The 26,446-nt window shown below is 37.9% G+C and carries 30 protein-coding genes; 10 read left to right on the top strand and 20 right to left on the bottom strand.

Annotated features, from left to right (window positions below):
• Nucleotides 1–4 precede the first annotated feature (4 nt).
• Together VJ09_RS13890 and VJ09_RS13885 are read right to left on the bottom strand one after the other, a co-directional pair.
• Nucleotides 5–2,191, bottom strand: coding sequence for a RelA/SpoT family protein (locus tag VJ09_RS13890; RefSeq protein WP_052807415.1), 2,187 nt, complete (start codon nucleotides 2,189–2,191; stop codon nucleotides 5–7).
• A 111-nt stretch (nucleotides 2,192–2,302) separates the two neighbouring features.
• Nucleotides 2,303–2,662: a hypothetical protein gene (locus VJ09_RS13885; protein WP_044642253.1), complete on the bottom strand. Its 360-nt coding sequence runs from the start codon at nucleotides 2,660–2,662 to the stop codon at nucleotides 2,303–2,305.
• A gap of 176 nt (nucleotides 2,663–2,838) precedes the next feature.
• Here VJ09_RS13885 and VJ09_RS18565 point away from each other — a divergent pair, with 176 nt between their 5' ends.
• Nucleotides 2,839–3,012, top strand: coding sequence for a hypothetical protein (locus tag VJ09_RS18565; RefSeq protein WP_154662371.1), 174 nt, complete (start codon nucleotides 2,839–2,841; stop codon nucleotides 3,010–3,012).
• A 204-nt stretch (nucleotides 3,013–3,216) separates the two neighbouring features.
• Nucleotides 3,217–3,597 carry a group I truncated hemoglobin gene (locus VJ09_RS13880; RefSeq protein ID WP_052807414.1) on the top strand — a complete coding sequence of 127 codons (381 nt, stop codon included), beginning with the start codon at nucleotides 3,217–3,219 and terminating at the stop codon, nucleotides 3,595–3,597.
• A gap of 41 nt (nucleotides 3,598–3,638) precedes the next feature.
• Here VJ09_RS13880 and VJ09_RS13875 read toward each other — a convergent pair whose 3' ends face one another.
• Together VJ09_RS13875 and VJ09_RS13870 are read right to left on the bottom strand one after the other, a co-directional pair.
• Nucleotides 3,639–6,464 (bottom strand): AAA family ATPase, encoded by a 2,826-nt coding sequence (locus VJ09_RS13875; RefSeq protein WP_044642251.1) that lies wholly within the window; start codon nucleotides 6,462–6,464, stop codon nucleotides 3,639–3,641.
• A complete protein-coding gene (locus VJ09_RS13870; protein ID WP_044642250.1) occupies nucleotides 6,465–7,604 on the bottom strand; it encodes a metallophosphoesterase family protein in 1,140 nt (379 codons plus the stop codon).
• Nucleotides 7,605–7,752: 148 nt separating this feature from the next.
• Here VJ09_RS13870 and VJ09_RS13865 point away from each other — a divergent pair, with 148 nt between their 5' ends.
• The gene (locus VJ09_RS13865; protein ID WP_147635513.1) at nucleotides 7,753–8,145 is read left to right on the top strand and encodes a hypothetical protein; all 393 of its coding nucleotides are present in this window, start codon (nucleotides 7,753–7,755) and stop codon (nucleotides 8,143–8,145) included.
• A 23-nt stretch (nucleotides 8,146–8,168) separates the two neighbouring features.
• Here VJ09_RS13865 and VJ09_RS17725 read toward each other — a convergent pair whose 3' ends face one another.
• Both VJ09_RS17725 and greA read right to left on the bottom strand, forming a co-directional pair.
• Entirely contained in the window at nucleotides 8,169–8,954 is a 786-nt protein-coding gene (locus VJ09_RS17725; RefSeq protein ID WP_052807413.1) for a nucleotidyltransferase domain-containing protein, read from the bottom strand.
• Nucleotides 8,955–9,043: 89 nt separating this feature from the next.
• A complete protein-coding gene (greA, locus tag VJ09_RS13855) occupies nucleotides 9,044–9,523 on the bottom strand; it encodes a transcription elongation factor GreA (RefSeq protein ID WP_044642248.1) in 480 nt (159 codons plus the stop codon).
• Between the two features lie 528 nt (nucleotides 9,524–10,051).
• Here greA and VJ09_RS13850 point away from each other — a divergent pair.
• Both VJ09_RS13850 and VJ09_RS13845 read left to right on the top strand, forming a co-directional pair.
• On the top strand, nucleotides 10,052–10,924 hold the full coding sequence (locus tag VJ09_RS13850) for a metal-dependent hydrolase (RefSeq protein WP_044642247.1): 873 nt from the start codon (nucleotides 10,052–10,054) through the stop codon (nucleotides 10,922–10,924).
• A 221-nt stretch (nucleotides 10,925–11,145) separates the two neighbouring features.
• Nucleotides 11,146–12,363, top strand: a complete 1,218-nt coding sequence (locus VJ09_RS13845) for a hypothetical protein (protein WP_044642246.1) — start codon at nucleotides 11,146–11,148, stop codon at nucleotides 12,361–12,363.
• A 34-nt stretch (nucleotides 12,364–12,397) separates the two neighbouring features.
• Here the strand turns inward: VJ09_RS13845 and VJ09_RS13840 are convergent, their stop codons facing one another.
• The 3 genes from VJ09_RS13840 to asd all read right to left on the bottom strand — a co-directional run bounded on the left by VJ09_RS13840 (nucleotide 12,398) and on the right by asd (nucleotide 16,045).
• Nucleotides 12,398–13,768: an aldehyde dehydrogenase gene (locus VJ09_RS13840; protein WP_044642918.1), complete on the bottom strand. Its 1,371-nt coding sequence runs from the start codon at nucleotides 13,766–13,768 to the stop codon at nucleotides 12,398–12,400.
• Between the two features lie 94 nt (nucleotides 13,769–13,862).
• Complete coding sequence (locus VJ09_RS13835) at nucleotides 13,863–15,098, bottom strand: MFS transporter (RefSeq protein WP_044642245.1); 1,236 nt, start codon at nucleotides 15,096–15,098, stop codon at nucleotides 13,863–13,865.
• Nucleotides 15,099–15,202: 104 nt separating this feature from the next.
• On the bottom strand, nucleotides 15,203–16,045 hold the full coding sequence (gene asd / locus VJ09_RS13830) for an archaetidylserine decarboxylase (RefSeq protein ID WP_044642244.1): 843 nt from the start codon (nucleotides 16,043–16,045) through the stop codon (nucleotides 15,203–15,205).
• A gap of 132 nt (nucleotides 16,046–16,177) precedes the next feature.
• On the opposite strand from asd, the gene VJ09_RS13825 reads away from it, so the two are divergent.
• Entirely contained in the window at nucleotides 16,178–16,459 is a 282-nt protein-coding gene (locus VJ09_RS13825; protein WP_052807412.1) for a gamma-type small acid-soluble spore protein, read from the top strand.
• A gap of 101 nt (nucleotides 16,460–16,560) precedes the next feature.
• On the opposite strand, the gene VJ09_RS13820 is transcribed toward VJ09_RS13825, so the two are convergent.
• Nucleotides 16,561–17,694 (bottom strand): S8 family peptidase, encoded by a 1,134-nt coding sequence (locus tag VJ09_RS13820; protein ID WP_187118715.1) that lies wholly within the window; start codon nucleotides 17,692–17,694, stop codon nucleotides 16,561–16,563.
• Nucleotides 17,695–17,777: 83 nt separating this feature from the next.
• On the opposite strand from VJ09_RS13820, the gene VJ09_RS13815 reads away from it, so the two are divergent.
• Nucleotides 17,778–18,134, top strand: coding sequence for a hypothetical protein (locus tag VJ09_RS13815; protein ID WP_044642242.1), 357 nt, complete (start codon nucleotides 17,778–17,780; stop codon nucleotides 18,132–18,134).
• Nucleotides 18,135–18,425: 291 nt separating this feature from the next.
• On the opposite strand, the gene VJ09_RS13810 is transcribed toward VJ09_RS13815, so the two are convergent.
• The 3 genes from VJ09_RS13810 to VJ09_RS18560 all read right to left on the bottom strand — a co-directional run bounded on the left by VJ09_RS13810 (nucleotide 18,426) and on the right by VJ09_RS18560 (nucleotide 19,659).
• On the bottom strand, nucleotides 18,426–18,974 hold the full coding sequence (locus VJ09_RS13810; RefSeq protein WP_044642241.1) for a hypothetical protein: 549 nt from the start codon (nucleotides 18,972–18,974) through the stop codon (nucleotides 18,426–18,428).
• A gap of 137 nt (nucleotides 18,975–19,111) precedes the next feature.
• Nucleotides 19,112–19,324 carry an alpha/beta-type small acid-soluble spore protein gene (locus VJ09_RS13805; RefSeq protein WP_044642240.1) on the bottom strand — a complete coding sequence of 71 codons (213 nt, stop codon included), beginning with the start codon at nucleotides 19,322–19,324 and terminating at the stop codon, nucleotides 19,112–19,114.
• 158 nt (nucleotides 19,325–19,482) lie between these two features.
• Complete coding sequence (locus VJ09_RS18560) at nucleotides 19,483–19,659, bottom strand: hypothetical protein (protein ID WP_154662370.1); 177 nt, start codon at nucleotides 19,657–19,659, stop codon at nucleotides 19,483–19,485.
• A 315-nt stretch (nucleotides 19,660–19,974) separates the two neighbouring features.
• Between VJ09_RS18560 and VJ09_RS18555 the strand changes: the two genes are divergently transcribed.
• Nucleotides 19,975–20,127 carry a hypothetical protein gene (locus VJ09_RS18555; protein ID WP_154662369.1) on the top strand — a complete coding sequence of 51 codons (153 nt, stop codon included), beginning with the start codon at nucleotides 19,975–19,977 and terminating at the stop codon, nucleotides 20,125–20,127.
• 61 nt (nucleotides 20,128–20,188) lie between these two features.
• On the opposite strand, the gene VJ09_RS13800 is transcribed toward VJ09_RS18555, so the two are convergent.
• Nucleotides 20,189–20,536: a hypothetical protein gene (locus VJ09_RS13800; protein WP_044642239.1), complete on the bottom strand. Its 348-nt coding sequence runs from the start codon at nucleotides 20,534–20,536 to the stop codon at nucleotides 20,189–20,191.
• A gap of 190 nt (nucleotides 20,537–20,726) precedes the next feature.
• On the opposite strand from VJ09_RS13800, the gene VJ09_RS13795 reads away from it, so the two are divergent.
• Nucleotides 20,727–21,521 (top strand): hypothetical protein, encoded by a 795-nt coding sequence (locus VJ09_RS13795; protein WP_044642238.1) that lies wholly within the window; start codon nucleotides 20,727–20,729, stop codon nucleotides 21,519–21,521.
• Between the two features lie 24 nt (nucleotides 21,522–21,545).
• Here VJ09_RS13795 and VJ09_RS13790 read toward each other — a convergent pair whose 3' ends face one another.
• The 6 genes from VJ09_RS13790 to VJ09_RS13765 all read right to left on the bottom strand — a co-directional run bounded on the left by VJ09_RS13790 (nucleotide 21,546) and on the right by VJ09_RS13765 (nucleotide 24,835).
• Nucleotides 21,546–21,806 carry a hypothetical protein gene (locus VJ09_RS13790; protein WP_044642237.1) on the bottom strand — a complete coding sequence of 87 codons (261 nt, stop codon included), beginning with the start codon at nucleotides 21,804–21,806 and terminating at the stop codon, nucleotides 21,546–21,548.
• Nucleotides 21,807–21,818: 12 nt separating this feature from the next.
• The gene (gene minD / locus VJ09_RS13785; RefSeq protein WP_044642236.1) at nucleotides 21,819–22,619 is read right to left on the bottom strand and encodes a septum site-determining protein MinD; all 801 of its coding nucleotides are present in this window, start codon (nucleotides 22,617–22,619) and stop codon (nucleotides 21,819–21,821) included.
• A 150-nt stretch (nucleotides 22,620–22,769) separates the two neighbouring features.
• The gene (locus VJ09_RS13780; RefSeq protein ID WP_147635512.1) at nucleotides 22,770–23,333 is read right to left on the bottom strand and encodes a hypothetical protein; all 564 of its coding nucleotides are present in this window, start codon (nucleotides 23,331–23,333) and stop codon (nucleotides 22,770–22,772) included.
• A gap of 101 nt (nucleotides 23,334–23,434) precedes the next feature.
• A complete protein-coding gene (locus VJ09_RS13775) occupies nucleotides 23,435–23,692 on the bottom strand; it encodes a DUF2129 domain-containing protein (protein ID WP_044642234.1) in 258 nt (85 codons plus the stop codon).
• Nucleotides 23,693–24,021: 329 nt separating this feature from the next.
• The gene (locus VJ09_RS13770; RefSeq protein ID WP_044642233.1) at nucleotides 24,022–24,432 is read right to left on the bottom strand and encodes a YlbF/YmcA family competence regulator; all 411 of its coding nucleotides are present in this window, start codon (nucleotides 24,430–24,432) and stop codon (nucleotides 24,022–24,024) included.
• Nucleotides 24,433–24,517: 85 nt separating this feature from the next.
• Nucleotides 24,518–24,835 carry a hypothetical protein gene (locus tag VJ09_RS13765; RefSeq protein WP_044642232.1) on the bottom strand — a complete coding sequence of 106 codons (318 nt, stop codon included), beginning with the start codon at nucleotides 24,833–24,835 and terminating at the stop codon, nucleotides 24,518–24,520.
• A gap of 168 nt (nucleotides 24,836–25,003) precedes the next feature.
• Here VJ09_RS13765 and VJ09_RS13760 point away from each other — a divergent pair, with 168 nt between their 5' ends.
• Nucleotides 25,004–26,374, top strand: a complete 1,371-nt coding sequence (locus VJ09_RS13760) for a hemolysin family protein (RefSeq protein ID WP_230199155.1) — start codon at nucleotides 25,004–25,006, stop codon at nucleotides 26,372–26,374.
• Nucleotides 26,375–26,446 lie beyond the last annotated feature (72 nt).

Raw genomic sequence — 26,446 nt, 5'->3', positions numbered from 1 at the left:
CTCCTTATTGAATGATCCTTCTTACGCTGTGTACATCTCGTACCCCTTTGACGCGATCAACAAGCGAGTCTAAATGGTTTCGGTTATGAATGGCAACCGTGAGATTGATATGTGCAAAGCCTTTAGGTTGCACTTTTGCATTAACAGCATAACAAGCTGCTCGAGTATTTTCTACAACTCGTAACACTTCATTTAGTAAACCATTTCGATCCAGTCCTGCAACCTCTATATCTACCTGATAAGATTTCTTTCCATCTCCATCAGGTTCTTCCCAATCCACGTCAACCAGCCGTTCGGGCTCAACAGCAGATAAGTTAGGGCAATCTAATCGGTGAACGGTAACTCCTCGACCACGTGTGATAAACCCACCAATGCTTTCACCTGGTACGGGATTACAACAACGTGAAAGCCGCACAAGTACATTATCAATTCCTTTTACATGGATGCCGATCTTAGATTTCGACTTTTTCGGTGGATTCTTCACAATTTTTTCCACCATATCCACTTCAAATCCAGCTAACTCCAAAAGGTAGTCCGCAACGGACTGAACGGAGTAAACACTAAATGCGATCCCTGAATACAGTTCATTCACATCTTGTGATTTAAACTTCTGAATCACTTGTTGCAAATTTTTGGAGGAGAGAATGTCTGTCAGGTTAACACTCGGTCTGGTTTGGAGGATTTGTTTTTCTAACATCTCTTTGCCTTTGAGGAAATTATCTTCTTTTACTTGGTTTTTGAACCAACTGCGAATCTTATGGCGAGCATGAGAGGTTCCAACAATTTTGATCCAATCCTTGGAAGGACCATAACTATGCTTGGACGTAATAATATGGACCTTATCTCCCGTTTTCAGTTTGTAATCAAGTGGGACGATCTTGTCATTTACCATCGCTCCGATGCATTTGTTTCCGATCTCTGTATGAATCCGATAAGCAAAATCAAGCGGACATGCCCCATTTGGTAATTCGATTACATCTGTTTTTGGAGTAAACACAAAAACGGTGTCCGTAAACCAGTCCATCTTGACGCCTTCTACAAATTCTTGTGCATCTCGACCTTCTTGTTCTTCCACCATTTTATTAATCCAATATTTTTTGCGTTGAGTATTTCCATTTCCCAATTCCTTGTAGATCCAATGTGCAGCAATCCCGTATTCAGCCGTTCGATGCATTTTGACTGTTCGAATCTGTACCTCAACCGGCTCTCCACGTGGTCCTAAAACGGTTGTGTGTAAGGATTGGTAATCATTTGGTTTGGGCATAGCAATATAGTCTTTGAAGCGACCTGGCATCGGTTTCCAGATGGTATGCACTAGACCCAGAGCAGCGTAACAACTAGAGGTTTCCCGTACTATGACCCGAATGGCAAGTAAATCAAAAATCTCATTGAATTGCTTATGCTGTGATTTCATCTTTCGATAGATACTATAAATATGTTTTGGTCTACCTGAGATCGACTCTACTTCTACATTTTGTTCTGCTAACTTTTCCGACAAAACACCAATAATTTCTTGAACCAATCGTTCACGTTCCGCCCGTTTCTTCTTCATGAGAGAAACAATTCGATAATACTGAGGAGAGTCCAAATAACGCAAAGAGAGATCTTCCATCTCCCACTTAATTTTAGAAATCCCCAAACGGTGTGCGAGTGGCGCAAAGATCTCAAGTGTCTCTTTGGCTTTTTTCTTTTGTTTCTCTTCTGGCATATGTTGGAGTGTACGTAAATTATGCAAACGGTCCGCTAGTTTGCAAATAATAACCCGGTCATCTTTTGCCATCGCCAAGAACATTTTCCGAAAGTTCTCTGCTTGGTTTTCTGCACTTGAACGAAACTTCAAATTCTTTAACTTTGTCACTCCATCAACCAAATGTGCAATGGTGTCTCCAAACTCTTGGCCAATTTCCTCTAACGTAACTCCAGTATCTTCTACTACATCGTGTAACAGACCAGCTATCAATGTCTCACGATCCATACTTAACTCCGTCAGGATGATCGTTACTTCAACTGGATGTATAATATAAGGCTCACCAGACCGTCGAAACTGGCCTTCATGAGCTTTTTCTGCATAATCATAAGCACGAGCAATCTCTGCTTGATCTTCGGATGTTAAGTAGGATGTCTTTTCCAACAACCTCTCTTTTAACATATAAGTATCATCACCATACCCAAAAATAGTTTTATCTATCATTATCTATGAGGCTATTAAAAAAGTAAAGATGGGGATTATATAGCCTGAAAAAATAATTTACCATCTATAACAAAAACACCGCTATAAAAAGGATGCGGTGTTCTGTGATTACTATCTTGACCATCGCCCATCAGAGGATGAAGAGTTTGGCTTGAGTCGTTTTCGCAACATGAAGAACAGAATAGTTAGTATGACTGCATCGATCGTCAAAAAGGAATATACCAGATACTCTTTTGTAATGAACAATAAAATAGGGCCAACTAGGACAAAACCATATGGTGTGTATTCAAAACATAGAATCAACATTCTCCACACTCGTTGGAGGTAGGCTTTTAAGACAAAGTTGATAGAACTAAATAACTCCCGAAATAAGAGGAAGAGCAAACCTGCCATCCACAAAACGAGTGAAGTGAGAAATATCATGGCAAATCCCCGCAGAAATGCGCTAAAAGCTTCTGAAAGCCAGTCCAATTTTTTCTCTCCTTACTATCTATAATCCTGTTTCATAACCTACTAGATACTACTTCGCAAGTATAAATCTAATCACATAGTGTACTAAAAAAACAGCTGTTCGTACAGATCATTATCTCTGTATAGAAACACCAATAGTAAGAAATCTTAAGAATACCTTATTGGAGGTGAAATGGATGAAAAAAGAACCAAAACAAAAACAACAGTATCAAACAGAATTTGCAGATGAGTTATCCCCCACCGCTGATCCAGATCCAGCCGCAAATCCAGTAATGAACGCCATTCAGCAGATGTACAGTCAAGCAGGAGACTATGATTCATCATTAGAACCAGATGAAGAACTGAACTAGTAGAAAGCAAAAAGTCCTCGAAATGTTCGAGGACTTTTTGCTTTCTACCTCTGAAATCATTGCGCAATCTGCTAAAATACAATAGACTCTTTGTATAATAGGAGATATATCATTTTTGGACTTCATCAACAATCTCCAAATGCAATAATTTTACCATTATTACTAACAGATAAGAACTTAATTTGTGAAATGGAGGTTGCTCCAGTGTCACTTCCTCAACGAACGAAAGAGTCTCTCTACGATAAGATCGGGGGAGAGCAGGCTATTGCTGCGGTGATTTCAGACTTCTATCATCGAATGTTATCTGATGAAAGAGTTAATCATCATTTTATTGGTATCAACATGGAGTCACTACGCAGACACCAAATTACTTTCTTTATCGGCTTTGCCTTAGGGGGTCCTCGTAAATACAACGGGAATAACTTACGGACTGCCCATAGTGGCCTAAACGTCACTGCAGAAGAGTATGAAGTGGCTATCAAGCTACTCAACCAAGCTCTTCGTAAATATAACGTGGAAATTGAAGATATTGCAAAAGTAGAGGCTTTCCTGCGTAGCGTCAAACCACATATTATCAACAAGTAAAAAACGAACCCTACTCCGTAAAGGAATGGGGTTCGTTTTTTCTAATTATTATTCTTATCCAAACTAATTTGATGAAAAGGAATCTTGGAATCTCTCATCATTTGTCTTTCCCGTGGTTGACAAGTACAAATGATAATTTGATGATCTTTGGCTAACTCTGATAATAATCCAAGGGTTTTTCTTAATCTCTTGTTATCAAAATGAACAAAACAATCATCCAAAATCATAGGAAGTCGATGACTTGCCTCATTGGAATAAAATTGTACTAATGCTACCCGAAGTGCAAGGTACATTTGGTCTATTGTACCCGTACTAAGCGATTCCACTGGTTCTCTCTTGCCTGTTTCGGGTGCAAACACACTAATTTGCATTCCTTCCGTTGGATCTATCAAGATCTTCTCGTATCTTGATTCTGTAATTCGATTGATCCAATGAGAAGCAATCGGAGACAAGCGTGGGGATAGATCCTCTTGAATCTCTTGAGCTGATTCCTGTAGAACTTCTTTCGCAAGCTCAAATGCTTCCTTTTCTGCTTTTAGTTCTGACATCTTTCGAACTGTCATTTCCCACTGCGTCTCTAGTTGGCTTAACCGAGTAACAATTTCCTGTTTCTCTTCTAAAGCACCTTCTACTTTCCCTATTTCATTCTCTAATTTCTGTAAGGAAGAAATGAGATCAACCCTTTTTTGTTTTATAATAGCGATCTCCTCATCCAGTGATTTCTGTGCTAGTAAGCTCGTTTTTCCTCTCCAACTACTAATTAATTGCTCTCGTTGACTGATCAATTCAACCAAATTTTGTTGCCAGCTTTCTTCCACTTCCGCCATCTCAAGTTGCTGAATTTTCTTTTTTACCTCTTGTCGTCTCCATTCTATTTGTTTACGCTCTCCTGATGATTGAATCCAATTTCCCAGTGTTTCGATACTATCAAAACCAAATTTTTTTTGTATCTCTTCTAACAAGAGATTTATTTTCTCCCACTCTTGCTCCCCTTTCTCTAAATCCCTTTTTAAGCTATGAATTTGTAAATCCAATTTATAATCTTGCTCTTTATAGATCGCATGCTGTTTTTGCAATTGATAAATTCGTTGTCGCCAAGTAGGAATATGAAAAGGAGGGACATCCTCTAGGTAAGAGCTGAGCCAATTTCCTACTTCTCTTTCTATTTGGTTCATTTGCTTTTGAAGATACTCCCACTCTCGAAAATACTCTTCTTCTTTCGATACAATTGCTTGGTACTCTTCTCTTCTTGCAAATAATTCTGCCAAAGACTCTACTTGCCACATATTTAAAATCAAGGTTTTACGTTGCGTCAATTTAGTTAGATCTTGATTCATTATCTCCAGATTATTCTCGACTTCATTTCGTTGTTGGCTAATCTTCCGATTTCGGATCCGTTTTGTCTCAGTTTGTTTTGTCGCAAACCAAGCACTACCAAAGGTAATGGCCAAAGATCCTACTGTAAACCAGAGGGAAAAGAAAAGAGTGCATATACTAACTATTCCAAATACACCTGTCGCAATCCATAGAAGTCGCTCCATTTGGCTATCTTTTGGAGTTGGTAAGAGTAGTGCATCTTTTTTTAATTGTTCTTTCTTTTCATGAAGTGTTACCTCTTTTTTTTCTAACTGTTGAAACTGAATATGATCTTGTTCTAAACGTTGTAAGGTGGCTCGTTTCTCTAAATGCTTTGGCTCTCCTAAGTTTTTTGCTTGTAATTCAATTTCCTCATATTCTCGTAATTTTGCGAGATTCCAAGTAATTTCACTCTCTTCACGTGGAAAGATTTGATTTTCATATATTGCTTCTTTTTCTAATTGAACTAGTTCTAGTTGCTCTTTACTTGCTTGTTGATCAGCTTGAATTTGGACTTTCCTCTGATTCCAAATTTCGATATCTTGTAGCTCTTTCTCTGTAATCGGAACCTTATTCCATCGCTCTAACTTCTCGTCCAAATCTCTTTTCTCTTCCTGAGCTATCTGTAACTTTTGGTAATTCCGTTTGTACATGGTCTCTTCAAGTAAAATCTTTTTAAATTGTTCATATGCAAGCGCAAACTTTTGTTGCTCTATATTTTCTGATTCTAAAGTTTCGAGCTCTGTTTCTAATTCTTCTAATGCAATGAGTAACTCATCCTTCTCATGTAATGCTTGCTCAAATTTTTGCTCTTCCTGATCTAGCGCCTGACGTCTATTGCGTAACTGAGCAATATCCGCTTCTAATTTTTTCTTAGTCTCAGACAATATACCGAACGGTTTGTTTTTTGCATGTTCCGTCTTCCCAATCGTGTCAATCCCTTTGTCTAAACACTCCATGATCGGGGTAACATCTAATTCTGCACCTTGCTTTAACAGTTGGGTCATCTTATCTACTAATTGACGGTTCTTCTTTTCATCTTCTTTATTGTGTTGAGCTGCCAAAAGAGAGCCTGCATGAAAATACCCTATCCGTTTGTACGTATCACCCGATATTCCAATTTGACGTTCCACTATAAAGCGGTCCTTTTTTTTATCCATTGGGAAACTCTCAGACAAATCTCTCCCTGTATCCAAATCAATTACTTGTTCATATTCTTGCTTTGGTTGAAGATCACGAATTAAACGATACTTTTTGCCTAACACTTCATAATCTAACTCTCCACCATATTCTTCTGTTTTCCAAGGAAGATACTGAGTTACCCACTCTTGTTCACGTCTAACGCGATACCCCTCTTTTTTGCCACCATATAAAAGTCCTAACAGACCATAAATCATCGTAGTTTTCCCTGCTTCATTAGGAGCTTCCAACAAGTTTAACCCCTCATGAAACAGAAACTCTTGATCTACATAACGACCGAATCCACGATATTTAATCCGATTAATTTTCATCTACTCTTTTATCCCCTTTTGTATGAGGGCTTCTAAACCTTTGTACAAAGCTTTTTGAATAAGCTCTTGTTGTTTCGGCTGTTGAACTTGATCCATTCGCGACTCCATCTTTTCAATGAAGGCACAAATCAGCCTATCTTTTCTTTTTAATCGCTCCAAGTCAAAATCCGGGATGGTCTCATCCTCTAGGTATAAGTCGCGATACCCAGCACTACGTATTTGTTCGAGCAACCATCCTCGTTCTTCTCCAACTGGAAGGTCTGGGTAGCGTCTACCTACTAATCGGATTGTAATGTAGCTATTTTTGCACTCCAAATGGCTGTTCTGGAGGATTCGTTCCAACAACTTCTCACGTGTAGTACAATCATCTACGTTTATTTCTTGCAACAGATACCTTCTAGTATGAATAGGGATTATTTCGGTCTGGATCCCTTTAGAGGAGATCTCACCGATAGTAACCGTCCTCTCCCCTAGTTCTTTCCAATTCAATGCTTCTGGTGAACCAGGATACCGAACTATTGTATTTCGTTCATTAGCTAGATCATATTGACTCGTTTTATGGATATGTCCTAGTGCTACATAGTCATAATTAAGTGCTGCTAACTCTTTTTCTTGGATTGGAAAATAGTCCGATTTCATCGACTTTTTCTGAAATTCACCATGTACCAACATCAATTTGTGATAAGGAGAATCTTCAAACTCCGGAAGACTTCCATCTCGTTCTGCAAAATCAGAGAACCCCTTTCCGTGGATCTCCAAATTCCACTCCGAAAATCGATGCTTTTCCCACTTACTAGAAAATATATGGACATGTTCTGGCCAAATAGGCTTCTTATACCAAGAGCCATCCTTATACGGGTCATGATTCCCTGGTGAAATAAGTACTTTCGTCTGGGGAATTCGTGCAAACTGATCCATTACAAATTCGACTGTCTGATGAGAAGCGTATCCATGTTCCAAAAAATCTCCTGCTATCAGGAGAAAAGGAAGATTTCGTTCTTGTACCAGATCGACTATCTTTCGAAATGTATTTCGATGTTCTTCATGTCTTCGCCATAGATCCTCTTGTGAACCCTTCCAGCCTTTGACCGGTTCATCTAAATGCAGATCCGCTGTGTGTAAAAAGGGAACCGTCTCCATCTGTTCGATATCCTCCTGTTTTTAGATGCAAGATTAGGGACAAACTAATGACAATATTTCCATCTAGTAGGTGATTTACATGCTATTTAGTAGAAAATACATTCTATTTCCTTATTTGATTTTCCTTCTTTTTCTAATTAAGGGAGGTTTGGTTCATGCAGCTCCACCTGATCAGGTAATCTCCATTCAAGAAGTGGAAATTTCCTATCATCAAAGTAATAAGATCGATCTAATCAAGACACCTGCCCCTGTACAGTATGAAATTCAAGAAATACTTCGTAATGTATATCAATTGGGCGGACTTACTTCCATACAGCTTCCAAGCCAGTATTTTCAATTTCATTTTTCACCAGCAGTAGTAATGCCCCCCATCTCACCTATTGGTCATCCAATCCAAGAGATGATCGTGAGTGTTCCTCAAACTAGATTTGAACCAACACGACTCTATATTCGAAACACGCAAAATCAGTGGATTGAGTATCGCACTACCAGATCCCTTTCCATTTTGTTGGCTCAATTGCAAGAAAACATAACATCTTGACCTGGTTTATAAGACAAAGCCGCCTAGTAACTAGGCGGCTTTGTTATGGTAGTTAGTAGTTGCTGATACACTAATTCATTTAATTGATCACTGGGAAAAGCTCGATCTGGAATATGTTGAACCCTCTGTTTCGATTTTTCTAGGAAGTCAGAAATGAACTGATCTAAATCAGAGAGCGGTTTAATCCACTTCAACTCTATATTTTGTTTTGCTTCGATTAGATGATTGATAACTTCATACCAATGATCCGACATCTTTACTTCTCGTGCTAACTTTTCAATTGAATAAGGAGGTAACAACAGAGGACGCTCTTCTAAATACAATACGGTGAAAAGAGAACGTAATGTATGTAAGTAAGCTTTTGGATTCATTTTCGTTTGCTGTTGAATATGGCTCTTAAAATGAGAGCGAACCATTGAGAAATGGTGATATGCTAATCGCCGTGCTGAAAAATGTTCCCTTGCTAATCGTCTGAGTTCTTGTATTATTACTCCTTTTTCGATATAAACGATCGGAGAAAAAAGCCATTCCATAATAGACGGGTTTGATTTTGATAGCAATCCAGCCATTTTTCGTATATCCCAGCCATGTCCATCTAATCTTCCATCATGATTACCGGTAATTGTAGCTGGAAATTCACCAATCCCGACATAATCCTTCAGTTCTCGATGAAAGAGAAATCTCACATCATAGTCACTGTCCTCAGTTGCAAATCCCCAAACTCTGCTTCCTGATTCAACAGCATAAAAGATTTGAATCCCTTCTTTTTCTTTCCAATGATCCAAATAATCTAAAATAAGTTGACTCATATTTTTGCTCCCTTTTGAAATAAGAAAAAGCGATCCCTTATTAGCAGTTGCTTAAAAAGGGATCGCTTTTATACGTAACTCATGAAGTATTAATCGATACTGACGATTTTAAATTGAATACTCCCAGATGGAATTGGTACGTTTACTGTCTCTCCTACTCGTTTCCCAATTAATTGAGCCCCGATGGGCGATTCATTGGAAATTTTACCAGAGTCTGGATCGGTTTCCGCACTACCTACAATCGTGTACACTTCTACATCTCCATCTGGAACTTCTTGAATAGTTACTTGTGCGCCAACTTGTACCTTTTCTTTATCAATGGAATCAGAAGAGATAATTTTGGCGTTACGAATCATATTTTCCAATGTCACGATACGAGCTTCGATAAAAGCCTGTTCGTCTTTTGCAGCGTCATACTCGGAGTTTTCGCTTAAATCCCCTTGTGCAATCGCTTCTTTTAAACGTTCAGCTACTTCATGACGCTTTTGCGTCTTTAGCATTTCTAGCTCTTCTTTTACCTTTTCTAATCCTTCTTGGGTGAGCAATACTTCTTTATTATTGCTTGACATCACCGATTCCTCCCAAATGATCATACGATACTCTTTCTATTGTGACGGATAAATCACGCGTGGAATTTTGTTAAGTCCATGCAGCATCTATATCCATTTTTATCTATACAAGTTAGTTCGTCCCAAGTTTCCACGATTCCTAACTATATACCCTATATTTATGCAACATAAACAAGCATAACGAAAACGATTTCATTTAAATTTAACTTACAAAAATGTATAGTCACTCCCCAGAACAACACTAGTGAAATCAGGAACTGACGAATATATTAGCACATTTATCAATTTCATCCAAGTTGTTTTTTCCAATCTATTTCCATTATGCCTTTTTTGCGTAACTCCTGATATTTTAAGCAAACCAGACAGGAACTGCAAGTATTAATTATCAACTGATTGTTATACAAGAGACTATTCTATCCGAAAATTTTTTTCTTAGTCGATCATACGACCTAATGTGTATAATACTCTTTTGTTCTTATTCGATTTTTTCTATAATGACGAGGAGCATAGCAAAAGGAGAACAACAACATGGATACCGTAACACATGGTTTAATTGGCTATACCCTCTACCAAGCATTCTCTGAACCGGATCGATCAAAACGCTGGAAATACGCTCTGCTCACAACTGCAGTTGGAGCAAGTCAAATACCCGATATAGATGTGTTGGCTGGTCTTACTGAGCAGGGACAAATCATGGAACAAATGTGGCATCGCGGAATAACCCATTCTGTTTTTTTGGTTCCATTATGGGCTATTTTCCTATACGGAGTCATTCGACTTTTCTTTAAAGAAAAAGATGTCAAATTCTTTTGGTTATCTTTTTTAGCAGTCTTTATTCATGACACGATCGATTTATTTAATGCTTGGGGAACAGGCTATTTGGAACCATTTTCTTCTGTTCGTATTACATTAGGATATATGCCTATTTTAGACGTGGTTATCTGGATCATCTTTATCACTGGAGTTTTGGTTGCCCATTGGAAAAAATGGCGAACACCTCGTTTTGTTTTTCAGGTCGTTGGATGCCTGATGATTGGTTATGTTAGCCTTCAATCTGTTCAAGGGTTTCTGATTGAACAAAACGCCAAAAAGACTTTTCAAGAGACGGAACTGTCTGCATCATTCATCCCTGGCGTTTTCCAAGTAATCGGAAAAAATGGATCAAAAGTAGAAATTTGGGAGGATTCTCTTTTCACTGCTCCAAGAAAGATTGCGGAAGTAACTTCAGCAGAAAATGTAGACTTAGCTACTTTATTCCGCAAAAATCCAAAAGCCGAGGTACTTTATACTTGGTCTCCATTTGTTGTAATATTTGAAAATGAGTCCGAAATAGGGATTTATGACCCACGATTCTTACGAGATGGGAAATCGTTTCTGACCGAAGTAGCTCCTAAATATTAACGATCCACTTTCCTTTTGTGATTGGCTAATCCCAAAGCTAAATTTCTAACTTAAATTATGCACGCTCGTGGCTTTTATTAGCCGCAAACAAAATTTCGAACATTCCGTCCTACGAAATCTACACTCTCCATCTTTATAAATGGGGAGTTTCCCTTTTCTGATGACAGAAAATTTGTTTTAATAAAAGGGAAGGAATATTTTCCCTCTGGAGGTGAATGATATTGAGATATGATGAACGATTAATGTTAGATTCTTTTGCTGTAGTTCCAACAAAAAAACAATCTATTACTCATACGCCTAAAAAAAGCACCATCCAACCGATCCATCCTTTACGTGAGCGTAAGTTACCTAAATTTCTAATAGGACTTTCTACTGCATTAGCTCTTACCTCAACTAGCATTTCCTTAGGTGCTACTAATTCAGAAAAATATTATCCATCTAGGGAGCACACCCCTGATGAACCCATTTCGAATCTAGTACCACCTCCTTCTACACCCAAAGCACCTAAGACTTATTTTTTACCGGATGAGAAAATGCCTAGTAATACAACACCACCTGATAAACCTATCGAAAATTTACCAAGGCAATCTCAATCTACTGCTAGTGGTGCAATAGCGACAGAGGTCAAATTAAAACCAGTCTCGCCTAAATCATCTTCAAAAACAAATAGCTCAGCCAAAACTAATACCCCAAAAAATAGTTCTAGTTCTTCTAAGTCAAAGAACGTCTCAGGAAACAAACAACAAACAACAAAATCTAAGTCTTCTACTTCAACCAATCAAAGCAAATCAACTAAATCCAAATCTTCTACTTCAACCAATCAAAGTAAATCAACTAAATCCAAATCTTCTACTTCAACAAAACAACACAACACAACACATACGAAAGAGAAGCCAACCGTCCAAACACCTAAGGCCAAATCCCAGCCGAAATCTTCAATGGTAGTGGGAAAAGATTCAAATAATAGATCCAATTCCTCTACTTTAAAAAAGGACAATCTACCTACTCAAAAGAAAGAACAAGTCAAGCAAACTCAGGTTAATGAGAAAAAGCAAACTCCGTCTAAAACACAACAACAAGTTTCCAATACTTCTACAAGTTCAGTGAAAAAGACAGAGTCGAAAACCTCTTCAAAATCTAACAAAAAGACTGTTACAAAGAAAAAGAGTACCTCTACCAAAAAATCGCCAACGATTCAATCATCCAAAAAGACCGTGACCAAAAAAAGTGGCAAGAAAAAAGTAGTGAAGAAAAAAGTAGTGAAGAAAACAACCAAAAAGAGTATCGTCACCAAAAGCAGTAGCAATAGTAAGAAAAGCACCACCAAAAAAACAAGCATGAAAAGTAGTACTCAAAAGAAAACAATCAGTAAGAAGAAGTCTCCTATGGTACGTGTTCATCCTCTAACGAATAAAATAATAGTAGAAAGTGGATCTTAACAAGAAAAGGAGATGATAGCATCTCCTTTTCTTGTTATTTAAATATAGCTCGAATGATTCTTGCTGCATTTTTGTAATTAGGATACCGAAAAGAAAAATCAAAGCGATTTGTCTGATATACTACACTCTTTGCATGAGAAAAACAATGAAATCCATGCTCTCCATGATAACTGCCCATTCCACTGGCACCGACTCCACCAAATGGCAAGTTAGGATTGCTAATGTGAACAACACAATCATTTATCGTCATCCCACCACAAGAGATTGTATCCACGATCAGTTCTTGTTTGGAATTGTCTGTAGAGAAAAAGTAACATGCTAAGGGTTTGGGTTGATTTGTTACTTGTTCAATCACTTCTTTTAAATGGACAAAAGGCAAAATAGGAAGAATCGGGCCAAAGATTTCTTCTTTCATCACTGAATTATCCCAAGTGATTCCATCTAAAAGTGTTGGTGCGATTTTTCTACTATCTGGGTCAGATTGTCCTCCATACAAAATTACCCCTTCATCTAAGTAACCTTGGAGACGTTCAAAATGTCGATCATTCACAATTTTACCTAACCGGACATTTTCTAAAGGATCTTCTCCATAGAATTCTAAAAGATAATGTTGTAGTTTTCTTACAAATACTTCTTTTACTTCTTCTTGAACCATTACATAATCAGGAGCAATACAGGTTTGTCCAGCGTTAATAAACTTACCCCATAAAATTCGTTTAGCAGCAAGATCCAAGTCTGCATCTTTGTCCACAATAGTAGGGCTTTTGCCACCCAATTCTAACACTACTGGAGTCAAATGTTTCGCTGCTGCTTTCATTACCATCTTGCCAACTTTTTCCCCACCAGTATAAAAAATATGGTCAAATGGCTGTTTCAATAACTCCTGACTGATTTCTACACCACCTTCTACTACAGTGATGTACTCTTTTGGAAAAATCCCTTCGATCATCTGATAAACCACCTTGGAAACATGTGGAGACAGTTCTGATGGTTTTAGAATGGCACAATTGCCAGCCGCCATTGCTCCAATTAGAGGACTAATCAATAATTGAAAAGGATAATTCCACGGAGCAATAATAAGTCCTACTCCATAAGGTTCATAACGTATTTCGCTTTTTGCTCCGAAAACCAGCTTGCCTGATTTTACTGACTTAGGTTTTGCCCACTTCTTTAGATGTTTTTGAGCAAATTTTATCTCTTCATATAAGATACCAATCTCTGTAAGGTATGCATCCGTTTCATGTCTAGCTAAATCTTTTTGAAGGGCATTCAAAATATCTGGTTCATACCGTTTGATTGCCTCTTTCAGTTTTGCTAGATTCTCTAGTCGGAAAGCAAGGTCTTTGGTTTTGCCAGTATGAAAGAACGTTCGCTGATTCTGTAATAATTCGGCAATTTTCATCATCAACCTCATTCCTCCAGTTTTATCTTCTATCCCAATCATCTAATTTTTCCTTTAGAATCACAATAAAAACTTTGCACAAAAAACACCTACCGTCTTATGACCTTAAAACGGTAGGTGTTTTTCGTTTGAGGGGTACTCTACGTATAAAGTACCAAGATAATAATTGAGCAGAACCAAAAACAAGTAAAATCCAACGAAGGTCTTCCACTCTTTGTGTATAGGAAGCATACATAATAAACGAAAAGGAACTGACCATTCTTCCTAAATTCATGGCAATTTCCCTTGCAACCACATATTCCACTCGCAGTGTTGCCGTAACTTGCGACCTTCCAATTACATCAAACACAGTGGAAGTAAGAGGATTATAATAAAAAGGGAAAAAGAGGAAAATGCCAAGTCCTGTAAATAAAATAGCCCATGATTTCAAAGTGAGGACGTATGGGAGCATGATCAAAAACATCATGATGGCTCCAAATAACAGAAAGTTATTTCGTTGTTGATAACGTAAATACCGTCCTACAATATAATAGGAAAACAGTGAGATGATCGAACAAACCGTGTAATAAGTACCTAAGGTCAATTCATTTTTGGTTGACAAATAAATGAGTAGACCAATTAAAAAAATAAAGACTCCCTCTCGCAATCCTTGCCCAAATACTGCCCAGGAAACCCAGTACCAATCATCTTTCTTCCGAAGAGACATTAAAACTTCTTTAAGCCGATACTCGCCACCTGCATTTCTTGCTTTTAACAAAAATGAAATTACAATGGCAATAACAAATACCGTCAACGAAAGAGCAAATACAATCCGATAACCTACCAGATATCGGAATCTAGTAATAATAAAACCAGAAAGTAACGGTGCAATGATCCCTGCTCCTGCAGACAATAAACCATTTACCCCATTAAACACATCCCGATTATCTCTCTCCGTAATTTCAAAATACAATACGTTATAAGCAAGCCAATAAAATCCAGAGCCAATCCCCAAAAACACACCAAGCAAAATAACATAATCAGCAGAACGGTCTCCAAGAAATAGAACGGTTAAAAAGAAGAGCGCTTGTAAAATCACTCCTATTCGAATAGAGATAACTCGATCCACTCGTTTGATTAGCCAACCTGCAAGAATAAAAGTGATTGCACTAGCTGCAAAATGAGCAAAGTTATACCAGCCAATTAACACAAAATCTTTTTTAAGTTTCCAGAGGTACACATTGACAAACGTATTGGAGAGCGAAGTGGAGAATGTATGTAAACCTCCGGCAACTAATAATAACCATGCTTGACGATCAAGACGGTCCACGTTGCGAAACCATTTCCATTTCATTTTTCTCACCCAACAGTAGCGTGCCCAATAAATAATAAAGTAACACTTCATTCATTTTAGTGTTCTTCCAAACCAAATAAAAAAAGCCACTGAATAACAGTGACTTAGGTATTCCATTGAGCGATAGGTTGTCCCATTTGCATATAGGTTCCAACATCCATTGGAATTGTCCATTCCATTGTATCTTTCTCAAATAAAAGAATGACAGTAGAACCAAATTCAAATCGCCCTATCTCTTCCCCTTTTTCTAAAGCAGGACATTCTTGATATTTCTTTTGATTTCTCGCTGGATTTTTGGTATTGGTGCTCAATTCTGGCTCATAGGTTACCTTGATGCTCCCTACATTGGTAGCTCCTACTTTTATCAAAGCTAATGAACCTCTCGGTGAATCAATATAGGAAATCACACGTTCATTCCGAGCAAAAAGCGCTGGAACATGACGAACTCCCCACTTGTTCACAGGATATAGATTGCCTGGTAAATAGTCACACTCCGTTACTTTACCTTGAACTGGCATATGGATTCGGTGGTAATCTCGGGGACTAAGATAAATCGTGACAAAGGTTCCACCTACATAACGCTTTGCTTTTTCTTCATCATTTCCTAACAATTCCAATAACGAATACGAAACACCTTTTGCTTGTAATATAGCTCCGTCTTCCATTGTACCAAACTGAGAAACGGTACCATCTACCGGACTAATGATGGTATTAGGGTCTGGGTGGATAGGTCTAGCATCAGGTTCCAACTCTCGAACAAAGAAATCCAACAGCGAATTGAACTCATGCAGATCTTGTTTGACAGGTTGTAAATCAATTTTAAAATAACGAACGTAATGAGGAATTAACTTCTTACTAATTGGTTTTCTGGAAAAGTTTCCAACAATACGAGACATCTTCTTTTTAGGCAAGTATTTCCACAAGAGTCCAACAAATCGTTGTTTCATAGTATCCTCCAAGATCAAAATAACAAAGACAAAACGACATACATATTTATACACAATTGATATTTAGAAAAAAACGGATGCAAGAAAACAAGTTACATGGACACACTATCTTTAACAGGAGGTGAGACACACATGGCAAACTTAAAAAACAACATGCCACAAGAATCTCAAACCAATGCTGCTGAAGTACGTCAACAGAACCAACAATCAGCACAAAGCCAAGGCGGATATGCATCTCAAAGCGGTTTAACAAATTCCGCTGGTCTAGCTGGTGCTGCTGGTTTGGCAAACTCTGCTAATGAATTTGCTTCCGAAACAAACGTACAAGAAGTACGTCAGCAAAACGCTCAATCAATGGCAAAGAAAAACCAACAAGGCATGCAAAACATGCAACAAAATCAACAACAACAATAATTGAACTAACGAGTTTATACTCACAAATCCCATCCGACCTTTGGTAGGATGGGATTTTTTCGTTCATATGTTCACCATTTTAACACAAAATAAAAATAAAATTAGCGAAAATTTGATTTGCTTTTTGTGTTTTCCAAGTATCGAATTGCTTGATATGCATTTACAACACCCACACGAGCCAAACTCTCCATCTTTTGTGAAGTACGGCGTAAAATAGACCTTATTTCTTCAGGAGATAGTTTCGATGACAACGAAAGCATCAAGGCAATAGTTCCAGAAACATGAGGGACTGCCATAGAAGTTCCACTCATCTCTTTTCTACTCTGATTTAACCAAGCAGATAAGATTTTTTCACCTGGAGCAGCCAAGTCCATTCGAGTACCTTGATTACTAAAAGAAGACATTGCATCTTGAGGAGAAACAGAAGTCACTGCAATCGTTTCTTCATAACGGGCAGGAAAGTCCACATGTCCGATTAATCCTTTATTCCCAGTAGCTGCTACCATGATAATACCTTTTGCATAAGCTATTTGAATGGCTTGTTTTAGGGCTTCACTAAGTTTCTCCATCCCAAAGCTCATATTGATAATATTCATTTTATTCTTTATACACCAGTTTATAGCTGTTAATAGGTCAGATAAGTTAGCTGAACCTTTCCGATTAAAAGCTTTTACCGCATATAAAGAACAGCTGGGAGCAACTCCTATCACACCTAAATCCAACGCATTTCCGCCAATAATTCCTGCAACATGTGTGCCATGACCATTGTAGTCTTCTGGAGGGAACATCGGTGATAATACATTTACGCCGCCACGATAATTAGCGGCAAACGCAGGATGTTGAGTAGAAATACCAGTATCTACTACAGCAACTTTTACTCCTGCACCAGAAGTTCTCTTCCAAACTCTCCGAGCCTCAATTCGATCAATTCCCCAAGGTACTTCTTGTAGGCGTAATATTTTTGATTCTACCTGAGGTTCTGTAATATGGATTCGTACATCTGCCTCAGCATGTTCCACATCTGGATGTTGCTCGATCAAAGCTACACTTTCAGCTGGTCCTTCGGCGATTAAAATTCCTAATTGTTTCAGATATTTTATCGGGCGTATTCCTAAGTGAGTCGATTCATTCACATAACGAACAAAATGATTTCCATTCTTTAGGTTGTAGATATGGCGAACGAATTTAATTTTCTCGTTCCGCTTTGTTGGGGAGTCCTTATGAACCCAATTCAACACATTTCTCCCCCTCTCTAGCTCTCCAATCGCAAGGACTTTTCATAACATAATGTAAGTCTGATTAAACGGGAGGTGCTATCATGAGTGACCAATCCAAAAATTGGCTAGATGAAATAAGCCAAGTGAGTAAAATGCTAAGTGATGTAAGCAAACGATCCAGTCAATTGGACCAGCTTCTTCGGACCTTTCAACTTTTTTCATCTGCAATGGATAATCCAAGCCAGATGAAGGATATCTTGCAAAACCTAAGCAAATTAAATATCCCGTCTACCGGAAAAACAAAAGAAAAGGGGACTAGTAATGCTGTACCAACCACTTCTACTCCTAAAACCCCTGAAAAAACAAAAGTAACTGGCGATCCCTTTTATGACATTTTTAACTCGCCTAATATGATAGGGATTGTAAAAGAAGTCATGAAAAAACGCGGTAAAAAATAACTCTTTTTTAATAGTTGTATGAACATATCCGCTTATTGTCCACGTCAAACACCTATATATTTGATAAAAAGGCATCTCAATATAGAAAGGAGTAAAGTCTCTTAGATAGAGACCTTACTCCTTTCTCGTTAAAGAATATGTAAATAGTTTAGTTTGACTTACGACTATTGTCTGTAGAGTTCCTAACGAAGATAAAAAATTAGATAATGTTGATAAATAACCATGCCATGAAACATAGTCGATATATAAAAAACGTTATCATTCTAAGATTAATGAAAAATGGAATTGTAGCTACTGATTACTTCGTAGTCTTTTTAGCACCTCTTGATATTCATTTGCGGCACAACCTGTTATAGTAAAATCCACATCACGTCCAACATCTTTCACTTTATCCCAAAATTGGACTACACAGGCCAAGGGATGTTCTACACTCAACATATCCACTAAAAAGTACGTGATTTCTTCTCCGTTTTCTCCCCAAAAGGTTAAGTATTGTATAGCATAAGAAACCGTCCCATTCTTTTCATCGTGAATATCAAAAATCGCTTCATGAGAGATAATGAAATCTTCAGTAGCGTGGAAAATTCTTTCAGATCGTTGTACATCTTCTCCATCAAGATACGAGACTTGGAAAATAAACTCTTCTTTTAATTCATTAATGTGAAGCTCTCTTAGATCTCCTAATACCTCTAAACGTTCTTTTTCAGGTTGTAAAATGCCAATGGATAGATGTACTGTTTCATCTATTTTGCTTTCCAAAAAAGCATGAAGCTTTGTAAAATCCATCTCTTTTGATGAACAATGAAAATTAATGTTACTTCCATGTGTAAGTATACGCATACGATCGGTTCCCCCTGATTACCCTTATCTTACCTGCTTTTTATTCTACCGCAAGATTAACCTTTCTCTACCCCTCTTGGCAATAAAAATAGGCAGCAACCGTAGTTGCTGCCTAGTTACCAGATATTTAATTCTTATTATTGAAGAGTACCACCAAGAGATTGCTCAGCCAATGCTACAAGACGTTTGGTGATTTCTCCTCCTACAGAACCGTTTGCACGAGAAGTAGTATCAGGACCAAGTTGTACACCAAACTCTTGAGCGATCTCAAATTTCAATTGACCTAGTGCTTGTTCAGCACCTTGAACTAACAATCTGTTACGACCACCAGAGCGATTGTTTTGCGCCATGTTTTTCACCTCCTTGTTGTTTGTACTAGTATCATGTGTCGAATCGGATCAGCTAATTCGTGTGAAAAACTGGTAGAGAAAATTTATTTTTTAAGCACATAAAAGCGAGCTATCCAAATTAGGATAGCTCGCTTACTGCTAATATCTATATTTATACTCTAACTTGCTTGTCGATTTTTACCTTTAGACAATAATTCACGGCGTTTTTTACGAAGCTCTTTCCATTCTTCATAAAGCTCATATTGTTGTAAAAACTCATGGCGCTCCTTTGCCAACGTAAACTCATCCTTCAGGAAAGCAATCCGTTCTTCCAGTGCTCTTAACTGTTCTAACATATAAGCACCCCAATCGTTTTCTAGTTTCTAAATACGACTAGCGTTAGCTCTTTATGTATTACCCTGTGGTAAGAAAATGAAACCAAAAAAGATAATGAATTTTTCCTTTTATTGTTCAAAAGAAAAATTGTGTTCCTTATAACGTTCATATTGTACCAATTCGTAGGTTTAATATACTTACATGTATTGTAACAAGTTAGAAAATTATTAAATATATTTGTATATTTTATATGGTAGATACTATCTTATATAGTATTTTGGTAAAATATACAACACAGTCATTCGTTTACTATTAACTTGAAAGGAGTACTTCCGATGGCGATCAATACACAACATATGCCCGCATTCTTGGAAGAATTCCGATCCATGAAATTAGATAGCATGCTTCGTGATCTCCATAAATGCACTCCAGAAGAACTAGATCTGATCCAAAAAGAAATTGAGCAGATCTTGAAAGAAAGACATTAAGTCGAATCTAATTTAAGGTAGTTTCTTACCGTGCCATTCCTGAAAAAGAACTAACCTATTATCATTGTAGGTTAGTTCTTTTTTGCTGTTGCTCATACATCTCATACAACTTTTTAGCATCAAATGCACAAAATAATTTGGTCCCTGCCACTATTTCCGTTTCGGATTGAAATCGTATGTAATCATAAGAACAATATTTCCGCAATGTTTCTTTTAGATCCCGCTCCGAAAAGTAATCTGAGAAGTCATTTGCTAATTTTGTTATATCGATGGTGGGTTTCAATCCTTTGGCAATCGACTGATGCACCAAAGGAAAAACTAAATGTCCCCATAAGATAATAAGTTGGGTCTGTTCACGCAAAGACCAAGATTGATGAACCCAATCTTGGAAATCGTTAGATGCTGTCATGTTAACTCTCTCCATCTAAGCTTTTCACTGATTGTTATTATTATGCACCTACCAAACTATTCCTAATCAATACTTAGCAACATTATCCATCATTCTTCCACTTTCAAAGTGTAGCGAAAAGATTATATCTTTTGTTATATTAATTAATAATGCTTTTGCGACAATTTAATTTTATAGAAGGAGCGAAAATATGTACGATCCAAAAAAAGGGAAATATTCATCTGAAGAAGATGCTTACATCATCCAACAAATCAATGCCTCAGTTGAAAAAGGAGGGAACGAGCGAGCTGTCATGAAGGAGATTTCCGAACATTTAAATCGGGGATTTGCGGGAATCATGTCTCATGTTCGTAAACTTCGTACACAATATCCCGATAAATTTATCGTTCCTGAATCCGATGGGGAGGATGGGGCAAAAAGGCTAAATAGTTGGGATGAAAAAGAAGAGGAATTATTGATAGAAACTGTAAATGAAACATTAAAAGAAAATAAGTCTCTTTCTGTTGCAATCCAAACTCTAGAAAAAAGTCTAAACCGAACGCAAGGAGCTATTTACCAGCGTATTTATACTCTTCGCCGAAAGTATCCTGATAAATTTACCCATTTACCCACTCAACGTCCCAGACGTCCTCGGAAATTACCAGAATGGCAATTTCAACGACCAGTCATTCGTAACTTAGACGAAAACTTCTCTCAACCAATCCCTAGTTTGAATCCACAACCTTTTCCATCCAACTCACTTAACTATTATTCTAATATGAACTGGAATCTCGAAGAATCCGAATCCATTCAAGAAGAACAAATGGTCTATCAAGCCTACGAAGAACGATATGGTCGACTTCCGCTTAGTGGTAGAGAAAAACTTACAGAGCTAATGAGACAGTATGGTTGTACTCGTGTCTCGATCTCCTTGTTAACATTACATGAGGAAAGCGAATTTTCTCCTTTAATATTAGAGTTATTACATCGAAAACTTCAAAAATAAAAACGCCTCTAAAAGAGAGACGTGTTAAACAGGGTCTTTTAATCGCACGGGGATACTTGCATTCAAAATCGTTGTTCTCTCTTTGGACTGGGGAATTACGGTAACTTGACCTACAACATCGTATCCAAAGTCATCGCAGAGTTCAATTAACTTAGACTGAAACTGTTTTAATTTTTTCTCATCAATATCAGAGCGTTGGAAACTTAATACAAGGGATAGTCGGTCGTCTGCTTTCATAGCGGTCGGCTCTTCTTTATTTCCAAACATATTGTTTAGGAAAGACATAGATTCACCCCTTTATGCAATGTGAAAGAGTCGCTTGATCTTCGAGATAAGGGTAGCGGACTCTAACTCTAAGAAGGGCACTTCTTCCCCTGCAATTCTTCTCGCAATGTTAGAAAAAGCCTGTCCCGCAACCGATTTATCGTCCAAAATAACTGGTTCTCCTGTATTTGAAGAACGAATAATTCGTCGATCTTCTGGAATTATACCTAAAAGGTTTATTGCTAAGTGATTTTGTACTCTCTCCACACTCAGCATATCTCCATCTTTGACCATCCCAGGCTGTACTCGATTAACAATTAGGTCAATCTGATCCAAGTTAGCAGATTCTAATAATCCAATGACTCGATCTGAATCCCTTACAGAAGGGATTTCTGGATTTACGATTAAAATTGCGCGATCTGCTGCGGCAATGGCATTACGGAAACCACCTTCAATTCCAGCAGGAGAATCAATAATGATATAATCAAACTCTTTTCGAAGTTCATTAACAAGCAGTTTTACTTGTGCTGGGCTAACTTCTTCTTTATAACGAGTCTGAGCAGCTGGTAGAAGTGCTAACTCTGGATACTCTTTATGACGAACCAGAGCTTGACGAAGTTTACTATTTCCCTCGATTACATCTACCAAATCATACACAATTCGATTTTCTAGACCTAACATTAAATCAAGTTTACGAAGGCCAATATCGGTATCAACTAAACATACTTTAAAACCAAGCTGAGCAAGACCTAGGCCAACAGAAGCGACAGTGGTGCTCTTTCCTACGCCACCCTTACCACTCGTTACTGTAATGGCTACTGCTTGATGGTTCATCGTGATATAGCTCCCCTCATTCCTACATTATGTAATTCTTTCTCTAATCCATATTCCAAAAAATCATCCAATCTTATCCAACACGTACTATCATTCTACCAAAAGCAACGGCTCGGAAAAAGTTTATTTTCTAAAAATATCCATTTTTCCTTAATAGAAGCGTTGATTACAATGCTTGCAAGAAGAATCTTGTTCTGCTACTTGATGGGCGCAGAATGGACAGATATAGACAACGCTTGCGACTGGCCCTCTTTCGACGATTGGACTCACTGATGGAGTGACCTGGTTTGGTGGCAAAATGGGCTGGTGATTATTTGATGGTACAGGTTCCGCCACCGGTGGAGGTGTAGTATGATTTGGCATTTGTACATTTGGGTTTACTTGAGTAGGAGGTAGCACAGGAGAAGGGCCAGCTATAGTTGGTAACTGTCCTTTCAAGTTCGCTAATTCTTGCTCAGATGCAGTGATTTCTGAATCTAATTGACTTATTTGTTGCAAAATACGAGAGATTTCCTCGGTCTGTACCCATCCTTTATTGGAAGACCAACTCTGGTAAGCAGCTTTTCCCAGTTGTTGATAAACCTGTTCCAACTCTTCTTTTTTTCCCTTTATTTTAAAAGTAAGTTTGCCACTCCCAATTACTCTTTGTGTGTTTTGGTTTGCTTGATTTACTCCACGATTAATCGTCTTTTTTATATCATCTAAAAAGCTCATTCGCTCCATCCCTTCATTCTCTTTCATATTTCTATTGTAAGAAGAGTCCTTCATTTTCTCAACACAAAAAGCTGTCAACGTCTTGACAGCTTTCAGATCAATCAGCCCATAGCATCTAATTGATTATGCTCAAAATCCAAAGAAATATCTTTTCGTTTGGATGGTTCCACTTTTAATACAAAAGGCATTCGCTCAATGCGCTTAATCATTTGCTCAGCAGAATGGAAGTCAATATAGATATATATATACTTCAGTCGCTTTGAAATGTAGTGAACATTGCCAAGTCTACTTAGCGATGAGCGTGCAGCTTTTAAATCTTTGACCCAGACAGCTAATCCTAGCCTAGCCACTATATTCATAAAGCACCAGAACTCCTTTACCCAAAAGAGAATTATATGGCGCTTATCACCAAATGAGTGTAAATACGCTCATAAACACATGTTACCATTGTGTGACAATTATCGCAACATGCGGCACTAAGATATGATGTGCTAACAAAGTTGGAACTAATATTAAAAAACATCCACTTGTATAGAGCAAGTGGATGCAAATCAATCAATTTGGCAGATAAGTTTTAGAAAGGGCCTTTTCCAGGTTGGTGTTCCAGCATGTCTAGAAAATCAGATATACTCTAATGATCCAATTCAATTGGGCATCCAATGGACAAGCAATGACTTTAACGAAACTATTAGATGCTACATGCCTTTTTCTTGCCTGCGGTTAAAGCAAAATCATTTGGCACCTTAATAGAATTGGAAACCGCTTTGGCCAACATATTGGAGATTTGAAAGAGTAACTGATCTAGTCGCTTTTCGGCTTCCTGAAAAGCTCCGATCTCAGCCTGTTCGTTCATATATCGCTGAAGAGCTTCTGCTCTTTCTTTTGCTTCGTGATAGTTGGGATGGAAGATTCCAAAGCGCCTTGTCTCTTCAAATAGTAACTTTGCTTGCTGAAACTCCTGAATCAACTTTTGCGCTGCTGAGCACTGCTCCATCTGTTTCTTACGAATCAGATACTCTTGCACTTCTGGACTTTCTTTTAACTCATCTGCCAATTGATAAGCGTCTAAAATTAGTTCTGCCATATCAATCGACTTCATAATTTTACTCCCCTCCCAACACCATCTTACCATATACTAAAAAAAAAGCCTTCCCTGTTTGGAAGACTTAAAGGTACCCACTCGATTAATCTACTTCTGTCTCTTCAGATTCTGACAAACCAAATTCTTGGTGATATGCTTCGATCCAAGGAGCTTGTGGTGATTCTGGTGGATTCCATTGTTTTTGGTAATCAATCTCCTCCTGTGTTTGAGAAAACACCTCATTCTCCATATCGTAAGCAATAGGAGGAGCGGGAGGATAGAAGCTAGGCATCGGACGCCATGGATATAAAAAAGAATAGGGACCTGGATAGGGAACTTGATACGGTCCCGCTGTATGAGTCGGTTGATTTGCTAACTGTAATGGTGATACTGGTGGAAAATATGGGTAAGGATAACTCAATGAAATCGCCTCCTTTTTTCGCCTTTTCTCATACTTATGAGAGCTTTCTCTTTCCTATTCGAACGATTCCATATAGAAGTTATAATCAGATATAATGTATTTCAAGCTTAGAGCCTGCGTAATGGTGGTAGTAACAAAAAAAGAAGCGAATTAGGAGGTTGTACGCTGTTGGAAAGCGACGAATTACTTAGCATGTTTTTACAACTGCTCGTAATTTTTCTTTTGGTCCTATTGAATGGCTTTTTTGTAGCTTCCGAACATGCAATTGGTCGAGTACGATCTACCCGTATTGCACAGCTCACCGATGAGGGAAATCAACAAGCTCAATCTACGCAAAAAATCATCTCCAATCTAGAACCATATCTTTCTGCCACTCAGTTAGGTATTACACTTTCATCTTTGGTATTAGGATGGTTCGGCGAGCGAGTTGTTGCAAAACTCATTGGTCCAATTTGGACGCTAATCCCTACACCTACATCTGTTCATTACCTCATTTCATTTGGGATCGCCTTCAGTCTGGTCACTATCTTACATATTGTATTAGGAGAAATCGTACCCAAATCCCTCGCAATACGGAATCCAGAAGCCACTTCTCTTTGGATTTCCAAGCCGTTGCATCTGTTTTCCGTCTTATTCCGACCCGCTATTTGGCTAATAAACTATTTTTCTAACAGAGTACTACGAATTATGGGAATTAAAATACAATCTGACCATCAACAGGCTCATACAGAAAAAGAAATTCGCATGTTAGTAGAACAAAGTCATAAGAGCGGGATGATTGATCAAGTGGAACTTGCTCTATTTGATAATATTTTTGACTTCTCCAATCGCGTTGGGCGAGAAGTAATGGTTCCAAGAATTAACATGTCATGTATCTTTCTAGACGATACCATGGAAGAAATTTTGACTTCCATTAAGGGAAGCAAATTTACTCGCTTTCCCCTCTGTGGTGAAGACAAGGATCATATATTAGGGATTATTCATACACGGGACTTTTTCAAGAAAATTCTAGATGGAGAAATTCCTAATCTACAACAAATTGCTCGTCCGGCTGTTCATGTTCCGGAAACGATGGAGATTCAAGATATACTGAAGATTCTACAATCTAATCATACAGAGATGGCAATCGTCGTAGATGAGTATGGAGGTACTTCTGGGTTGGTTACAATGGAGGATATCATTGAGGAGATCGTTGGCGAAATACAAGACGAATTTGACGATGAACGTCCTTTTGTTGAACATGTCGGAAATCTAATCTCCATCGATGCTAGATTACTTTTAAAAGAAGTAAATGAACAACTGCAGATCGAGATTTTGGATGAGAATAATGATACGCTTGGTGGTTGGTTCTTCTCTCAATTCCAAGAGGTGCCTCAGATTAATGATGTAATCTATTTTGACTCCTATTGTTTCCATGTATCAGAAATGAAACAAAACAGTGTCACTCGAATTATTGCTGAGAAGTTACCTAATCAAAATACTCTTTCAACAGAAAATAAAGATCTCTTTTTATCAAAAGCCATCCCTAGTTCGGGATAATTTATATATTTTTTCACAAGAGGCAATGAAGGTTTCTAACTCTTAAAAAAAAAGGAAACTCGTATTCATCAG

Origin of the sequence: Risungbinella massiliensis (assembly GCF_000942395.1) — a bacterium.
GTDB lineage: Bacteria > Bacillota > Bacilli > Thermoactinomycetales > Thermoactinomycetaceae > Risungbinella > Risungbinella massiliensis.
This window is presented reverse-complemented; position numbering and strand designations above follow the sequence as displayed.

Coding starts and splice junctions, on each gene's coding strand:
- VJ09_RS13890 (WP_052807415.1), bottom strand. CDS start 2,191: ATGATAGATAAAACTATTTTTGGGTATGGTGATGATACTTATATGTTA.
- VJ09_RS18565 (WP_154662371.1), top strand. CDS start 2,839: ATGAAAAAAGAACCAAAACAAAAACAACAGTATCAAACAGAATTTGCA.
- VJ09_RS13875 (WP_044642251.1), bottom strand. CDS start 6,464: ATGAAAATTAATCGGATTAAATATCGTGGATTCGGTCGTTATGTAGAT.
- VJ09_RS13870 (WP_044642250.1), bottom strand. CDS start 7,604: ATGGAGACGGTTCCCTTTTTACACACAGCGGATCTGCATTTAGATGAA.
- VJ09_RS17725 (WP_052807413.1), bottom strand. CDS start 8,954: ATGAGTCAACTTATTTTAGATTATTTGGATCATTGGAAAGAAAAAGAA.
- greA (WP_044642248.1), bottom strand. CDS start 9,523: ATGTCAAGCAATAATAAAGAAGTATTGCTCACCCAAGAAGGATTAGAA.
- VJ09_RS13850 (WP_044642247.1), top strand. CDS start 10,052: ATGGATACCGTAACACATGGTTTAATTGGCTATACCCTCTACCAAGCA.
- VJ09_RS13840 (WP_044642918.1), bottom strand. CDS start 13,768: ATGATGAAAATTGCCGAATTATTACAGAATCAGCGAACGTTCTTTCAT.
- VJ09_RS13835 (WP_044642245.1), bottom strand. CDS start 15,098: ATGAAATGGAAATGGTTTCGCAACGTGGACCGTCTTGATCGTCAAGCA.
- asd (WP_044642244.1), bottom strand. CDS start 16,045: ATGAAACAACGATTTGTTGGACTCTTGTGGAAATACTTGCCTAAAAAG.
- VJ09_RS13825 (WP_052807412.1), top strand. CDS start 16,178: ATGGCAAACTTAAAAAACAACATGCCACAAGAATCTCAAACCAATGCT.
- VJ09_RS13815 (WP_044642242.1), top strand. CDS start 17,778: ATGAGTGACCAATCCAAAAATTGGCTAGATGAAATAAGCCAAGTGAGT.
- VJ09_RS13810 (WP_044642241.1), bottom strand. CDS start 18,974: ATGCGTATACTTACACATGGAAGTAACATTAATTTTCATTGTTCATCA.
- VJ09_RS13805 (WP_044642240.1), bottom strand. CDS start 19,324: ATGGCGCAAAACAATCGCTCTGGTGGTCGTAACAGATTGTTAGTTCAA.
- VJ09_RS18560 (WP_154662370.1), bottom strand. CDS start 19,659: ATGTTAGAACAGTTAAGAGCACTGGAAGAACGGATTGCTTTCCTGAAG.
- VJ09_RS18555 (WP_154662369.1), top strand. CDS start 19,975: ATGGCGATCAATACACAACATATGCCCGCATTCTTGGAAGAATTCCGA.
- VJ09_RS13800 (WP_044642239.1), bottom strand. CDS start 20,536: ATGACAGCATCTAACGATTTCCAAGATTGGGTTCATCAATCTTGGTCT.
- VJ09_RS13795 (WP_044642238.1), top strand. CDS start 20,727: ATGTACGATCCAAAAAAAGGGAAATATTCATCTGAAGAAGATGCTTAC.
- VJ09_RS13790 (WP_044642237.1), bottom strand. CDS start 21,806: ATGTCTTTCCTAAACAATATGTTTGGAAATAAAGAAGAGCCGACCGCT.
- minD (WP_044642236.1), bottom strand. CDS start 22,619: ATGAACCATCAAGCAGTAGCCATTACAGTAACGAGTGGTAAGGGTGGC.
- VJ09_RS13780 (WP_147635512.1), bottom strand. CDS start 23,333: ATGAGCTTTTTAGATGATATAAAAAAGACGATTAATCGTGGAGTAAAT.
- VJ09_RS13775 (WP_044642234.1), bottom strand. CDS start 23,692: ATGAATATAGTGGCTAGGCTAGGATTAGCTGTCTGGGTCAAAGATTTA.
- VJ09_RS13770 (WP_044642233.1), bottom strand. CDS start 24,432: ATGAAGTCGATTGATATGGCAGAACTAATTTTAGACGCTTATCAATTG.